The following is a 14049-nucleotide window of genomic DNA, read 5'->3' as shown; positions in this document are numbered from 1 at the left end:
GCTTACGGTTTTTTGTGAAAGATGAACAGAGGAAGAACCCTCTTAATCGAGGGTTCTTGGGGAAATTTATTCGTTAACTAAAACCGCAGAAATAAACGGCTCTTCTTCTTTACGCAGTGTGAGGATCTCACAGCCATTGTCGGTGACAACTAAGGTGTGCTCATATTGTGCAGACCAGCCGCGATCTTTGGTTTTTACCGTCCAGCCATCTTTCATCGTGCGAATACGGTGGTCGCCTGTATTAACCATCGGTTCGATGGTGAATGCCATGCCTTTTTGCAGAATGACGCCACTGTCATCTGCATCATAATGCAGCACTTGTGGCTCTTCATGGAAACCTTCGCCAATACCGTGACCACAATATTCACGAACAACGGAGAAACTTTGTTTTTCAACGAATTCTTGAATCGCTTTACCGATGGTACGTAGGCGAATGCCAGGTTTAACCATACGAATGGCTAAATATAGGCTTTCTTGGGTGACTTGGCACAGGCGTTCGCCTTGAATAGTTGGTTTTCCAACAATAAACATCATTGAAGTATCGCCGTGGAAGCCTTCTTTAATCACGGTGACATCGATATTCACGATGTCACCGTCTTTTAGGATTTTTTCATCGCTTGGAATACCGTGGCAGATAACATCATTAACGGAAATACAAACGGATTTTGGAAAACCATGGTAGTTCAGGCATGCTGGAATTGCTTGTTGTGTATCAACAATGTGTTGATGGCAAAGTCTATCCAGCTCACCTGTGCTAACACCTGGTACCACATGCGGTGCGATCATTTCTAATACTTCGGCAGCTAAGCGGCCAGCAACACGCATTTTCTGAATATCTTCTTCAGTTTTGATAATAATAGCCATGAGTTCAGTCCATTCATGCCAGCAATGATTGATGACATGTTAAAAAATGAGAGGTTGAAAATGGGTTTTTGAGACCATTTTTTAGCATTAATAACACTTATGGTAACAGCCACCGCATTTTCTGCCAACTAGCTATCGAAAGGTTCGAGAGTTGAAGTTGCTATTAGAATAAGGTAACAGAAGCGAGCGGCTTGTTCATTTTGAGCTTTTAACCGCACAAATTGCAAAAAACACCAGTAAGTGAATGAGTATCCATTATAAAAATAGGGCTTTTTCATCACATCAAAAAAGGTCTATAATTAACCCAATACGGATCACGTATTAGATAGGCGAAATGCGAACCATAAAATCCATTTTTCACGCATTTTTATGTGTGAAAAAATCAACAAAAGTTGGCTTCTAAGTTGGTTTTATGGTATAAAGCGCGCCGGCAATCCATATTATTTCTTCTCATCTTCATTGAAATGTCAACTTATGGCAGCAAAATGAGGTTTCCTGAAAAGGAAATTGGATTTGCGAAACTTAAACTCAATTGTGTATAACACACACGAATCGACACGTGCGCCGGGGTGCTCTTATGCGTTTAGACGCAGCTTTGGAGTCGGTAGTATGGGATTCGTGGAGGCATAACCCCAATTACTTAAATACAGAGGTATTAAATGGCAACTGTTTCCATGCGCGATATGTTACAAGCGGGCGTTCACTTTGGTCACCAGACTCGTTACTGGAACCCAAAAATGAAACCTTTCATTTTCGGCGCGCGTAATAAAGTTCATATCATCAACCTGGAAAAAACTGTTCCAATGTTCAACGAAGCTCTGGCTGAGTTGACTAAAATTGCTTCTCGTAAAGGCAAAATTCTGTTTGTTGGTACTAAACGTGCTGCAAGCGAAGCCGTTCAAGAAGCTGCTAACAGCTGTGACCAATATTTCGTTAACCACCGTTGGTTAGGCGGAATGTTGACTAACTGGAAAACTGTTCGTCAGTCAATCAAACGTCTGAAAGATTTAGAAGTTCAATCACAAGACGGTACTTTCGACAAACTGACCAAGAAAGAAGCGCTGATGCGTACTCGTGAACTTGGCAAGTTAGAAAACAGCTTAGGCGGTATCAAAGATATGGGCGGTTTACCTGACGCTCTGTTCGTTATCGATGCAGACCACGAACACATTGCTATCAAAGAAGCAAACAACCTGGGTATCCCAGTATTTGCTATCGTTGATACTAACTCTGATCCAGATGGTATTGATTTCATTATCCCTGGTAACGACGATGCAATCCGTGCAATCAAACTGTATCTGGGCGCTGTAGCAAGCACCGTTCGTGAAGGTCGTTCGCAAGATCTGGCTGTTCAAGCAGAAGAAAGCTTAGTAGAAGCTGAATAATAAGGTTTTAACCTTATTAACAGGTATTGCTATACAGGTACTGCTATATGTTAGAAGGGGCCTGATTTAGGCCCCTTTTATATATGAATCAGAACTATCCACGTGGGGAAGACTCTCACGGGGAATATCGAGGAATAAATCACATGTCTGGAATTACCGCTGCATTGGTAAAAGAACTGCGCGAACGTACTGGCGCAGGTATGATGGAATGTAAAAAAGCACTTGTTGAAGCTAATGGCGACATCGAATTAGCGATTGATAACATGCGTAAATCAGGTCAAGCAAAAGCGGCTAAAAAAGCAGGCCGTGTTGCAGCTGAAGGTGTTATCCTGACTGAAGTTTTCAACGATGGTAAAACAGGTGCTCTGGTTGAGCTGAACTGTGAAACTGACTTCGTTGCTAAAGACGCAGGTTTCTTAGCATTCGGTAAAGAAGTTTTAGCTTCTGTTGTTGCTGATAAAAATGCTGACATCGACGCGCTGAAAGCAAAATTCGAAGAAGCTCGTACAACATTAGTTGCGAAAATTGGTGAAAACATCAATATTCGTCGCGTTGCTATTCTGGAAGGCGCACAAGTAGGTAGCTACCTGCACGGTGCTCGTATTGGTGTTTTAGTCGCTGGCGAAGGCGCAGACGAAGAATTACTGAAACACATCGCTATGCACATCGCTGCAAGCAAACCTGAATATGTGACTCCAGACAACGTTCCAGCTGATGTTGTTGCTCATGAGCACCAAATTCAGTTAGACATCGCAATGCAATCAGGTAAACCACGCGAGATCGCTGAAAAAATGGTTATCGGTCGCATGAACAAATTCACTGGCGAAATCTCTTTGACTGGCCAACCTTTCGTCATGGATCCAAGCAAATCTGTTGGTGACTTACTGAAAGAGAAAGGTGCTACTGTTTCTGGTTTCCTTCGTTTCGAAGTTGGTGAAGGTATCGAGAAAGTTGAAACTGACTTTGCAGCAGAAGTTGCTGCGATGAGCAAGTAATCAACTAAGGGCCGCCAATTGGCGGCTCTGTTTTATTCACGTTTCTTTCAAGTAAACAAACATGAGTTAGCGGGTATGAGAGACCATCAACGTTATCTTTTGGCTTGAAATATTACGTGGGTAATTAAGGTTTAAAAATCTATTCAAATTTAGGTATGTAGAACCTGTGTGTTCTGCGTATGTTACCCCAATAAATAATCTGTTAGGACAGAACACCATGGCTACCAATGCAAAACCCGTTTATCAGCGTATTCTGCTTAAATTAAGTGGCGAAGCCTTACAAGGCGCAGAAGGTTTTGGTATCGATGCTAGCGTTTTAGATCGTATGGCTCAGGAAATCAAAGAACTCATAGAACTGGGTATACAGGTCGGTGTGGTTATTGGCGGTGGTAACCTGTTTCGTGGTGCTGGTTTGGCACAAGCTGGTATGAACCGTGTTGTCGGTGACCACATGGGTATGTTAGCCACGGTGATGAACGGACTCGCTATGCGCGATGCTTTGCACCGTGCTTATGTGAATGCAAGACTGATGTCTGCTATTCCATTAAACGGCGTCTGTGATAATTACAGCTGGGCGGAAGCCATCAGCTTGCTACGTCACGGCCGTGTTGTTATTTTTTCTGCGGGAACAGGTAATCCATTCTTTACAACAGACTCTGCAGCGTGTTTACGCGGTATTGAAATTGAAGCGGATGTTGTGTTAAAAGCCACAAAAGTTGATGGCGTCTATTCAGCTGATCCAGCAAAAGACCCTGATGCTGTATTATATGAAAACCTGAATTATCAAGAGGTTTTGGAACGTGAATTAAAAGTGATGGACTTAGCTGCCTTCACATTAGCTCGCGATCATAACTTACCAATTCGTGTTTTCAATATGAATAAACCAGGTGCATTACGCCGTGTTGTCATGGGCGAAAACGAAGGTACTCTGATTTCTCACAACTAATACTCAGAGACATAGCCTGAGTTTAAATGTATTATCTAAGATAAATTCAGACAATTTAAGCGAGGTCGCATTGCGGCCTTTAATAATCAGTTCTTAAGGGTTGAAAACGTGATTAACGAAATCCAAAAAGATGCTCAAGACCGTATGGAAAAGAGCCTTGAAGCATTCAAAAACCAAATCAGCAAAGTTCGTACAGGCCGTGCATCTCCAAGTTTATTAGATGGTATCACTGTTGAATATTATGGCTCAGCGACACCATTGCGCCAATTAGCTAACGTGACGGTTGAAGATTCACGTACATTAGCTATTTCTGTTTTTGACCGTAGCATGTCACCTGCGATTGAAAAAGCGATTATGGCGTCTGATTTAGGCTTGAACCCATCTTCTGCTGGCACTGTTATCCGTGTTCCGCTTCCTCCGTTAACGGAAGAACGTCGTAAAGACTTAATTAAAGTGGTTCGTGGTGAAGCGGAGCAAGGTCGTATCGCTGTTCGTAACGTGCGTCGTGACGCTAATGACAAAGTAAAAGCGCTGCTAAAAGATAAAGAAATTAGTGAAGATGATGAGCGTCGTTCACAAGATGACATTCAAAAGCTGACTGATAGCTACATCAAGAAAGTTGATGAATCATTAGCGCAAAAAGAAGCAGAATTGATGGAGTTTTAATCCATTATGATGATAAAGCCACCAATGCAAACTGTAAAAGTGTGCGTTAGCGTGGCTTTATTATTTTTCGTACCCATTAAAAAATCCTTTCTTATCACTAAGCTGATATAATCTCAGTATTGAATTAATACAGAGTATCCGATCACTATGAAACGTCTGACAGTCCTGGGTTCAACAGGTTCAATTGGTACTAATACACTTTCTGTTGTTCGTCAAAATCCTGAAAAATTCCAAGTTCTTGCCCTTGTTGCAGGTAAAAATGTTGCCGAAATGGCAAAGCAGTGTCTTGAGTTTAATCCGAAATATGCCGCCATGGCGGATGAGTTATCGGCGAAGGCATTACGGACAATTTTATCTGAGAATAATAACAAAACAGAAGTGTTGTCGGGCAAACAAGCAGCAATTGACCTTGCAGGCCTTGATGAGGCAGACCAAGTAATGTCAGCAATCACGGGTGTTGCTGGGCTATTACCCACCTTGGCGGCGATCCGCAAAGGTAAAAGAATATTATTAGCGAATAAAGAGTCTTTAATTACCAGTGGCCGCTTATTCTTTAATGAGATTCGACAACATAATGCCTCAGTCTTTCCAATTGATAGTGAGCATAATGCTATCTTCCAAAGTTTACCTGAAATTATTCAGCTCAACTTAGGTTTTGCTGATTTAACGGCTTCAGGTATTTCCAGTATTGTTTTAACAGGCTCAGGTGGCCCATTTAGAGATACACCACTATCGCACTTTGATAACGTGACGCCAGATGAAGCGTGTAATCACCCGAATTGGTCGATGGGACGTAAAATTTCAGTTGATTCAGCGACTATGATGAATAAAGGGCTAGAATATATTGAAGCCTGTTATTTCTTCAATGCAAATGCTGATCAGATGGAAGTGATTATTCACCCGCAATCGGTGATCCACTCAATGGTGAGGTATCGTGATGGCAGCGTCATCGCACAGCTTGGTACCCCTGATATGCGCACCCCAATTTCGTATAGCATGGCTTACCCACAGCGTATTATGTCAGGCGCAAAACCGCTTGATTTCTCTAGCCTTTCATCGTTAACATTTGTGCAACCTGATTATCAGCGCTACCCTTGTTTGAAACTTGCTATTGATGCGTGTCATCAAGGGCAAGCAGCGACAACAGCACTGAATGGGGCAAATGAAATGACGGTAGCGGCGTTCCTTGAAGGGAAAATTCGTTTTACAGATATCGCGAAAATTAATCACAAAATCCTAGAAAACCAAGTTTTTTCTGAACCTGTTTCTATTGAAGAGGTCTTAGAAATCGATGAATGTGCACGTCGTGATGCGATAAAAATAATCGCTCAGACAGTTTAAGCTTGGTATGTGATTTATTTAGTTGCTGATAACCATAATTTATCTTTAATATGTGATGCGTTTAAAAAAAGAAAGATAACCTAGTATTTAGCAGAGAATTAAGGATGTGTCTTATCAGCAAACTTAATAATAGTGGTTATTATTGAGTGGTATTCTCAAAGCGGTACTTACAAGGATTAACATTTAATGAACTCTAGTGGTGAAAATCTCTCTGAATCGATGATGCCTAAGCATGTCGCTATCATTATGGATGGTAATGGGCGATGGGCAAAACAGAGAGGAAAACTCAGAATAACAGGCCATAAGGCAGGTGTTGAATCTGTACGTAATTCTGTGCGTTTTGCGGTAAAAAATAAAATCAGCTCGCTCACGCTTTATGCATTTAGCAGTGAAAATTGGCGAAGGCCTGAAAAAGAAGTCAGTTCGTTGATGGAATTATTCGTTTTTGCACTCGATAATGAAGTCAAAAACCTACACAAGAACAATGTTAAATTAAAAGTGATAGGGGATATTGACCGTTTTAGCGAGCGTCTTAGAAAACGCATTGATAAAGCAGAAGCACTGACGCAAAACAATACAGGCTTAATATTAAATATTGCAGCGAACTATGGTGGGCGCTGGGATATCGCCAATAGTGTGAAGCAAATCTTTGCAAAAGTGCAAAGTGGTGAGCTGTCTATTGATGATATCAGTGAAGACTCTATTAATAACTCAATCTGTATGCATGACCAAGAGAATGTCGACTTAGTCATCAGAACAGGGGGAGAACATCGAATTAGCAACTTCCTATTATGGCAAGTCGCTTATGCGGAATTTTATTTCACCAACGTTTTGTGGCCAGATTTTGATGAAATGGTGTTTCAGGATGCGGTTGATGCATTTAGTAAGCGCGAGCGTCGTTATGGTGGGGCTGAATCAGATGACGAACTCGTCAAAGAATAGGGGATAGATGTGCTGAAATATCGTTTGCTTACTGCGATAGTATTGATACCAATTGTTATTGCGGCGTTGTTTTTTCTTTCTCCAGCGAATTTTGGTTTAGTTGTGATTGCTGTTTCTGCACTAGGTGCTTGGGAATGGGCACAATTTGCAGGATGGCACTCACAGGTTAAACGAATTAGCTTAGCGGTTGTTTTTGCTGCAATATTACTTGCAATACAATTTTCAATCCCTGACATCACGGTATTATCCAATGCGCCAATGATCCTTTATGGACTATGGGCAGGGCTGGTCTGGTGGGTTGTTGCTATTATCCTTGTTGTCACTTATCCAGCATCAGCGTCATGGGGTAAATCTGTTATTATTCGCTTATTATTTGGGGTATTAACCATAATCCCTTTCTACTGCGGAATGATGGCACTACGTACCGTGGGCTACCAGAATGACACCGCTATTGGTGCATGGTGGCTACTGTATGTCATGTTATTGGTATGGGGGGCAGACTCTGGTGCTTATGCCTTTGGTCGTACGATTGGCCGTAATAAAATGGCCCCAAAAGTCTCGCCAGGCAAAACGTGGGAAGGCCTCGTTGGTGGTTTAATCACTGCTGGGATTATTTCTTGGGTATTTAGTGCATATGCGCCAATCCCTGCTATGCCAGATTATTTGCTAGTGACTTCAATTATTGTTGTTGTAGTATCTGTATTTGGCGATTTAACGGAAAGTATGTTTAAGCGCCAATCTGGTATTAAAGATAGTAGTCATTTAATCCCTGGTCACGGTGGTATCCTTGACCGTATTGATAGCTTAACTGCAGCAATTCCAGTGTTTGCTGGGCTGAATTTGTTAATTTTTAACGGCTTTGGGCTGTAGGAAGATAAATGGGATTTATTTGGAGCTTAGCGGCATTTATTATTGCAATTGGTGTGCTGATAACCGTACACGAATTTGGCCATTATTGGGTTGCACGTCGCTGTGGCGTTTATGTTGAGCGTTTCTCCATTGGCTTTGGTAAAACGTTGTGGCGTAAAGTAGATAAACACGGTACTGAGTTTGTCCTTGCGTTAATCCCGCTGGGCGGTTATGTCAAAATGTTGGATGAACGTGTTGGTGACGTTTCTCCTGAACGCCGACATGAAGCATTTAACAATAAAACGGTAGGGCAACGTGCGGCAATTATTAGTGCTGGCCCAATTGCGAACTTTTTGTTAGCTATTGTTGTCTACTGGATAGTCTTTATGATTGGTGTTCCTTCTGTTAAGCCAGTTATTGAGGATATAAAACCTGGTTCGATTGCAGCAGTTGCGAATTTTGAACCCAAAATGGAACTAAAATCCATTGATGGTATCGAAACACCTGATTGGAATTCGGCGCGCTTAGCATTAGTTGGCAAAATAGGTGATCGCGAGTTAACTGCGCAAGTGTTGCCACAAGGGTATAGTGAACCCATAACCAAAACAGTTGATTTAACTGACTGGAAATTTGATCCTGAAAAGCAAGATCCGATTTTGTCACTGGGTATTATGCCAGTTTCAGTCAGAATTGACCCTGTGATTCAAAAAGTAACAGCGGGTCAAGCTGGTGAACGCGCGGGCTTAATTCCAGGCGATAGAATTGTGAGTGTTAACGGTGAGGAACTTGGGTATTGGAATCCTGTGACTCGAATTATTCGTATGAATCCGGGAACACCGTTAAAATTAGAAATTGAACGTTCTTCACAACGTATTTCACTCACCTTAACGCCAGACAGCCAAGATGGGCAGCATGGTGAGAAAATTGGATTTGCGGGGGTGGAACTTTCAGTGTTACCGTTGGCAGATGAATATAAAATGGTTCAGCAATACGGGCCATTTTCTGCGTTTTACCAAGCAAGTGATAAAACGTGGCAGTTGATGAAGCTAACGGTCAACATGATGGGTAAATTAGTTGTTGGGGATGTCAAACTCAATAACTTAAGCGGTCCGATATCTATCGCGAAAGGAGCGGGGGTATCAGCCGAATCAGGCTTGGTATATTATTTGATGTTTATTGCGCTTATTAGCGTGAATTTAGGTATCATCAATCTGTTTCCATTGCCTGTTTTAGATGGGGGGCATTTGCTCTTCTTATTAATTGAAAAAATTAAGGGAAGTCCAGTGTCTGAGCGAGTACAAGACTTTAGTTTTCGGATAGGTGCAATGGCATTGATTCTGTTAATGGGACTTGCACTTTTTAATGATTTCTCTCGCTTCTAATTTTGTAAGCTGGGGACCAGTAAGGAATACGCATAACAACGATGGCGATGAAAAAGTTGCTCATAGCGTCGCTGCTTCTAGGCAGCGCCACTGCATACGGTTCAGACGGATTCGTAGTTAAAGACATTCGTTTCGAAGGTCTACAACGCGTCGCCGTTGGTGCAGCATTATTGAACATGCCAGTTAGGGTTGGTGATTCGATTGATAACGACGATATCAGTCGTTCGATTCGTTCACTATTTTCAACGGGTAACTTCGAAGATGTTAGGGTCCTGCGTGATGGAAACACGCTGATCGTTCAAGTTAAAGAGCGGCCAACCATCGCAAGCATCACGTTTACAGGTAATAAATCTGTTAAAGACGATATGCTCAAGCAGAACTTGGAGGCTTCAAATATTCGCGTAGGTGAGGCACTTGACCGCACGACAATCGCGAATATTGAAAAAGGCTTAGAAGACTTTTACTACAGTGTGGGTAAATACAACGCGACAGTGAAAGCCGTTGTGACGCCATTACCGCGTAATCGTGTGGATTTAAAATTTGTATTCTCCGAAGGTGTTTCTGCGCAAATTCAGCAGATTAACATTGTGGGGAACAAAAACTACACGGCTGCTGAATTGGTTAACAAGCTGCAATTACGTGATGATGTCCCATGGTGGAACCTTGCGGCTGACCAAAAATATCAGAAGCAAAAACTGGCAGGTGATTTAGAAACGCTGCGCAGTTTCTATCTTGATCGCGGTTATGCACGCTTTAATATTGACTCAACACAAGTCAGTCTGACCCCAGACAAAAAAGGTATTTACATCACGATTAACATTACTGAAGGCGACCAGTACAAAATTTCTGGCGTTGAAATTAATGGTAATACGGCTGAACATTTAAATGAAATCAAAGAGCTGATCACAATTACACCAGGTGAGTTATACAATGGTGCGCAAGTGACGCGGATGGAAAACCAGATCAAAGAATTGTTTGGTCGTTATGGTTATGCCTATCCACGAGTGATGACTCAGCCTGAAATTAACGACACCGATAAAACAGTTAAATTACATCTGAACATTGATGCAGGTAACCGTTTCTACGTTCGTGAAATTCGTTTCCAAGGTAATGACACCAGTAAAGATACTGTCCTACGTCGCGAAATGCGTCAAATGGAAGGAGCATGGCTGGGGAATGACCTTGTCGAGCTTGGTAAAGAACGTCTGAATCGTACAGGGTATTTCGAAACTGTTGATGTTGAAACTCAGCGTGTGCCAGGCAGCCCTGATCAAGTTGATGTTATCTATAAAGTTAAAGAACGTAATACAGGCTCGATGAACTTCGGTATCGGTTTTGGTACAGAAAGTGGCGTGAGCTTCCAAGTCGGTGTTACACAGGATAACTGGTTAGGTACAGGTAACGCGGTTGGTATCAACGCAAGTAAAAATGACTATTCAACTAACGTTGAGTTCTCCTTTACTGACCCTTACTTCACTGTTAATGGTGTGAGCTTGGGTGGTCGTATTTTCTATAACGACTTTAGTGCGAAAGATGCTGACCTGTCTGGCTATAACAACAAAACGTATGGCTTAGATAGTTTCTTAAGCTTCCCATTCAATGAAAATAACTCTTTCCGTGTGGGAGCGGGTTATGTTCATAACAAACTATCTGATATGCGTGCGCAAGCTGCGATGTGGGATTACCTTGATTCTATGGGTAAAAATCCACCAATCACAGAAAATGGCCGTAATAAAGAAAGTTTTGATGCGGATGACTTTACGCTTAACTTAGGCTGGACATACAACTCGTTAAACCGTGGTTTCTTCCCAACTTCAGGTAATAAAACGAATGTCTCTGGTAAAGTGACTATTCCTGGCTCCGATAACGAATACTATAAATTACGTTTTGATACTGCGCAGTACTACCCATTAGATGAAGATGAAACATGGGTTGTACTGGGTCGTGCTCAAGCAGGTTATGGTGATGGTATCGGCAGCAAGCAAATGCCATTCTATGAAAACTTCTATGCGGGTGGTTCGAGTACCATTCGTGGTTTCCGCTCGAACAATATCGGTCCGAAAGCGGTTTACCTGAAGCGTTTCAAGGATTCAGCAGGGAATTGGGTAAATGGCCCTGAGCCAGGTAGCCCATCGAGTGATGCAGTAGGTGGTAACGCCATGTATGCAGCATCATTTGAGTTAATTACCCCTACACCGTTCCTCGATGAGAAATATTCGAACTCGGTTCGTACCTCTCTTTTCGTTGATGCAGGTACTGTATGGGACACTAACTGGAATAGTATTCCATCCGATTGGCGTGCGGGTATGCCTGACTACGGTAAGGCATCCAATGTCCGTGCTTCAGCGGGTGTGGCTTTACAATGGATGTCCCCACTTGGACCACTGGTCTTCTCTTATGCGCAGCCGATTAAGGACTACGAAGGGGATAAATCAGAACAGTTCCAATTTAATATTGGTAGAACGTGGTAATCTAGTCTAGTTTCTATCTATGAAGGCTCCCATAATTTTATGGGGGCAACCAAAATTTCCAACCATACATATGGGCTAAGGAGTTTAGTGTGAAAAAATTGTTGTGTGCAGCGGGTGTGAGTATTGCTTTAGCAATGTCTGCGGGGGCTTATGCTGAAAAAATCGCTATCGTAAACGTTGGTGAAATTTTCCAAAATATGCCTGCGCGTGAAGCCGTTGCTAAACAGCTTGAAAGCGAATTCAAAAGCCGTGCAACTGAATTGCAGAATTTGGAAAAAGACCTGCAATCGCGCGTAGAAAAACTGCGTCGCGATGGTGCTACCATGAAGCAAAGCGAGCGCGAAAAGCTTGAATCCGAACTCATGACTAAACGTGACACTTTTGCTGAAAAAGCGCAGAAATTTGAAGAAGACAACCGTCGTCGTCAAGGTGAAGAGCGTAATAAGATTTTAACTCGTATTCAGGACTCTATTAAGTCTGTTGCCGCTAAAGAAGGCTACGATGTCGTTATCGATGCAAACGCAGTTGCGTATGCAAAAGATAGCATCGACATCACGAGTCAGGTTCAAAAACAGGTTAAATAATAGATGTCTTCAATTCGATTGGCTGACCTTGCTCAGCAGTTGAATGCACAATTACATGGTGATGGCGATACCGTCATCACCAGTATTGCGCCTATGCATTCAGCGAATAATCAACAGATAACTTTTTTATCTGATAGCCGTTACAGCGATAAATTGGCCGATTGCCAAGCTGCCGCGGTGGTCCTCACAGCAAAAGATCTCGAATCCTGCAAAGTAGCAGCACTGGTTGTTGATAACCCGTACTTAGCCTATGCACGGATGGCTCAAATCATGGATACCACGCCAAGCCCGGCAGAAGATATTCATGCATCCGCAGTGATTGCAAGTGATGCAACACTCGGTAAAAATATTGCAATTGGCGCAAATGCCGTTATCGAAAGTGGTGTTGTACTGGGTGATAACGTGGTGATTGGCGCAGGTTGCTTTGTGGGTAAAAACACGCGTATTGGGGCAGGCACCCGTTTATGGGCAAATGTCAGCGTTTACCACAATATTGAAATTGGCGAACACTGCTTAGTGCAATCTGGTACTGTGATCGGGTCAGATGGCTTTGGCTATGCAAATGATCGCGGTAATTGGATCAAAATCCCGCAATTAGGTACAGTGATCATCGGCGATCGCGTTGAGATCGGCGCAAGTACAACAATTGACCGGGGCGCACTCGACAATACAGTGATAGGTAATGGGGTTATTATCGATAACCAGTGCCAAATTGCACATAATGTCATTATTGGTGATAATACCGCAGTTGCTGGTGGTGTAATTATGGCTGGCAGCTTAAAAATCGGTCGTTACTGTATGATTGGTGGCGCGAGTGTAATCAATGGCCATATGGAAATTTGCGATAAGGTCACAGTAACGGGAATGGGAATGGTCATGCGTCCTATCACTGAACCAGGTGTTTACTCTTCAGGCATCCCTTTACAACCTAATAAAGTTTGGCGTAAAACAGCTGCTTTAGTCTTAAGTATCAATGAGATGAATAAGCGCCTGAAAAATGTTGAACGTGAATTAGATAGCCAAAATCAAAAAAATCAGTAATCATTTTGTAATTCAGGCTAAAATAGTTATCTGAGTTACGTTTTCCGGCCTGCCAGTTAACCTAATTTAAGGTTAAAGCAGGCCGATTCGTTAATAATAATCGTATTAATAGACAGGAAGAGTATTTCGATGAGTGATAATCATACTCTGAATATTGAAGAAATTTTAGAGCTCCTTCCACACCGTTACCCATTCCTTTTGGTTGACCGTGTATTGGATTTTGAAGAAGGCAAATCTTTGCGTGCAGTTAAAAATGTTTCCTTCAACGAGCCATTTTTCCAAGGGCATTTTCCTGGTAAACCAATTTTCCCAGGTGTTTTAATTTTAGAAGCGATGGCGCAAGCAACGGGTATTCTTGCATTTAAAAGCGTTGGAAAATTAGAGCCAGGTGAACTGTATTATTTTGCAGCGATAGACAATGCACGTTTTAAACGTCCTGTTCTACCTGGGGACCAAATGGTCTTAGAAGTTGAATTTATTAAAGAACGTCGCGGAGTCGCACGTTTTAAAGGCGTTGCAAAAGTTGATGGAGAAGTGGCCTGCGAAGCAGAAATGATGTGCGCCCGTCGCCGTGAGGTCTGAT

The 14049-nt window shown here is 42.4% G+C and carries 13 protein-coding genes; 12 read left to right on the top strand and 1 reads right to left on the bottom strand.

Going from position 1 to position 14049, the window contains the following annotated elements; all coding sequences use genetic code 11:
- Positions 1-66: 66 nt before the first annotated feature.
- Positions 67-864, bottom strand: a complete 798-nt coding sequence (gene map / locus PR808_RS17380; protein ID WP_206083746.1) for a type I methionyl aminopeptidase — start codon at positions 862-864, stop codon at positions 67-69.
- Positions 865-1523: 659 nt separating this feature from the next.
- On the opposite strand from map, the gene rpsB reads away from it, so the two are divergent.
- The 12 genes from rpsB (at position 1524) to fabZ (ending at position 14048) form a co-directional block, all read left to right on the top strand.
- Positions 1524-2249, top strand: a complete 726-nt coding sequence (rpsB, locus tag PR808_RS17375) for a 30S ribosomal protein S2 (RefSeq protein WP_102139937.1) — start codon at positions 1524-1526, stop codon at positions 2247-2249.
- A 143-nt stretch (positions 2250-2392) separates the two neighbouring features.
- Entirely contained in the window at positions 2393-3244 is an 852-nt protein-coding gene (gene tsf / locus PR808_RS17370) for a translation elongation factor Ts (RefSeq protein WP_206083747.1), read from the top strand.
- A gap of 217 nt (positions 3245-3461) precedes the next feature.
- A complete protein-coding gene (gene pyrH, locus PR808_RS17365) occupies positions 3462-4190 on the top strand; it encodes a UMP kinase (protein ID WP_206083748.1) in 729 nt (242 codons plus the stop codon).
- A gap of 108 nt (positions 4191-4298) precedes the next feature.
- Complete coding sequence (gene frr / locus PR808_RS17360) at positions 4299-4856, top strand: ribosome recycling factor (protein WP_206083749.1); 558 nt, start codon at positions 4299-4301, stop codon at positions 4854-4856.
- A gap of 147 nt (positions 4857-5003) precedes the next feature.
- Complete coding sequence (gene ispC / locus PR808_RS17355) at positions 5004-6197, top strand: 1-deoxy-D-xylulose-5-phosphate reductoisomerase (RefSeq protein WP_206083750.1); 1194 nt, start codon at positions 5004-5006, stop codon at positions 6195-6197.
- A 186-nt stretch (positions 6198-6383) separates the two neighbouring features.
- The gene (locus tag PR808_RS17350; protein WP_206083751.1) at positions 6384-7139 is read left to right on the top strand and encodes an isoprenyl transferase; all 756 of its coding nucleotides are present in this window, start codon (positions 6384-6386) and stop codon (positions 7137-7139) included.
- Between the two features lie 9 nt (positions 7140-7148).
- Positions 7149-8009, top strand: a complete 861-nt coding sequence (cdsA, locus tag PR808_RS17345; protein WP_206083752.1) for a phosphatidate cytidylyltransferase — start codon at positions 7149-7151, stop codon at positions 8007-8009.
- Positions 8010-8017: 8 nt separating this feature from the next.
- Positions 8018-9370, top strand: coding sequence for a sigma E protease regulator RseP (gene rseP / locus PR808_RS17340; protein ID WP_272539786.1), 1353 nt, complete (start codon positions 8018-8020; stop codon positions 9368-9370).
- Between the two features lie 41 nt (positions 9371-9411).
- Positions 9412-11841 (top strand): outer membrane protein assembly factor BamA, encoded by a 2430-nt coding sequence (gene bamA, locus PR808_RS17335; RefSeq protein WP_272539785.1) that lies wholly within the window; start codon positions 9412-9414, stop codon positions 11839-11841.
- An 89-nt stretch (positions 11842-11930) separates the two neighbouring features.
- Positions 11931-12425 (top strand): molecular chaperone Skp, encoded by a 495-nt coding sequence (skp, locus tag PR808_RS17330; RefSeq protein WP_206083755.1) that lies wholly within the window; start codon positions 11931-11933, stop codon positions 12423-12425.
- A gap of 3 nt (positions 12426-12428) precedes the next feature.
- Complete coding sequence (lpxD, locus tag PR808_RS17325; protein ID WP_206083756.1) at positions 12429-13466, top strand: UDP-3-O-(3-hydroxymyristoyl)glucosamine N-acyltransferase; 1038 nt, start codon at positions 12429-12431, stop codon at positions 13464-13466.
- Between the two features lie 129 nt (positions 13467-13595).
- Positions 13596-14048, top strand: a complete 453-nt coding sequence (gene fabZ, locus PR808_RS17320) for a 3-hydroxyacyl-ACP dehydratase FabZ (protein ID WP_047756012.1) — start codon at positions 13596-13598, stop codon at positions 14046-14048.
- Position 14049 lies beyond the last annotated feature (1 nt).

Origin of the sequence: Providencia sp. PROV197 (genome assembly GCF_028479625.1) — a bacterium.
Classification (GTDB): Bacteria; Pseudomonadota; Gammaproteobacteria; order Enterobacterales; family Enterobacteriaceae; genus Providencia; species Providencia vermicola.
Note: the sequence above shows the minus strand (reverse complement) of the source record. Positions and strands in the feature narration are given on the sequence as shown.

Coding starts and splice junctions, on each gene's coding strand:
- pyrH (WP_206083748.1), top strand. CDS start 3,462: ATGGCTACCAATGCAAAACCCGTTTATCAGCGTATTCTGCTTAAATTA.
- lpxD (WP_206083756.1), top strand. CDS start 12,429: ATGTCTTCAATTCGATTGGCTGACCTTGCTCAGCAGTTGAATGCACAA.
- rseP (WP_272539786.1), top strand. CDS start 8,018: ATGGGATTTATTTGGAGCTTAGCGGCATTTATTATTGCAATTGGTGTG.
- fabZ (WP_047756012.1), top strand. CDS start 13,596: ATGAGTGATAATCATACTCTGAATATTGAAGAAATTTTAGAGCTCCTT.
- tsf (WP_206083747.1), top strand. CDS start 2,393: ATGTCTGGAATTACCGCTGCATTGGTAAAAGAACTGCGCGAACGTACT.
- bamA (WP_272539785.1), top strand. CDS start 9,412: ATGGCGATGAAAAAGTTGCTCATAGCGTCGCTGCTTCTAGGCAGCGCC.
- PR808_RS17350 (WP_206083751.1), top strand. CDS start 6,384: ATGAACTCTAGTGGTGAAAATCTCTCTGAATCGATGATGCCTAAGCAT.
- ispC (WP_206083750.1), top strand. CDS start 5,004: ATGAAACGTCTGACAGTCCTGGGTTCAACAGGTTCAATTGGTACTAAT.
- map (WP_206083746.1), bottom strand. CDS start 864: ATGGCTATTATTATCAAAACTGAAGAAGATATTCAGAAAATGCGTGTT.
- rpsB (WP_102139937.1), top strand. CDS start 1,524: ATGGCAACTGTTTCCATGCGCGATATGTTACAAGCGGGCGTTCACTTT.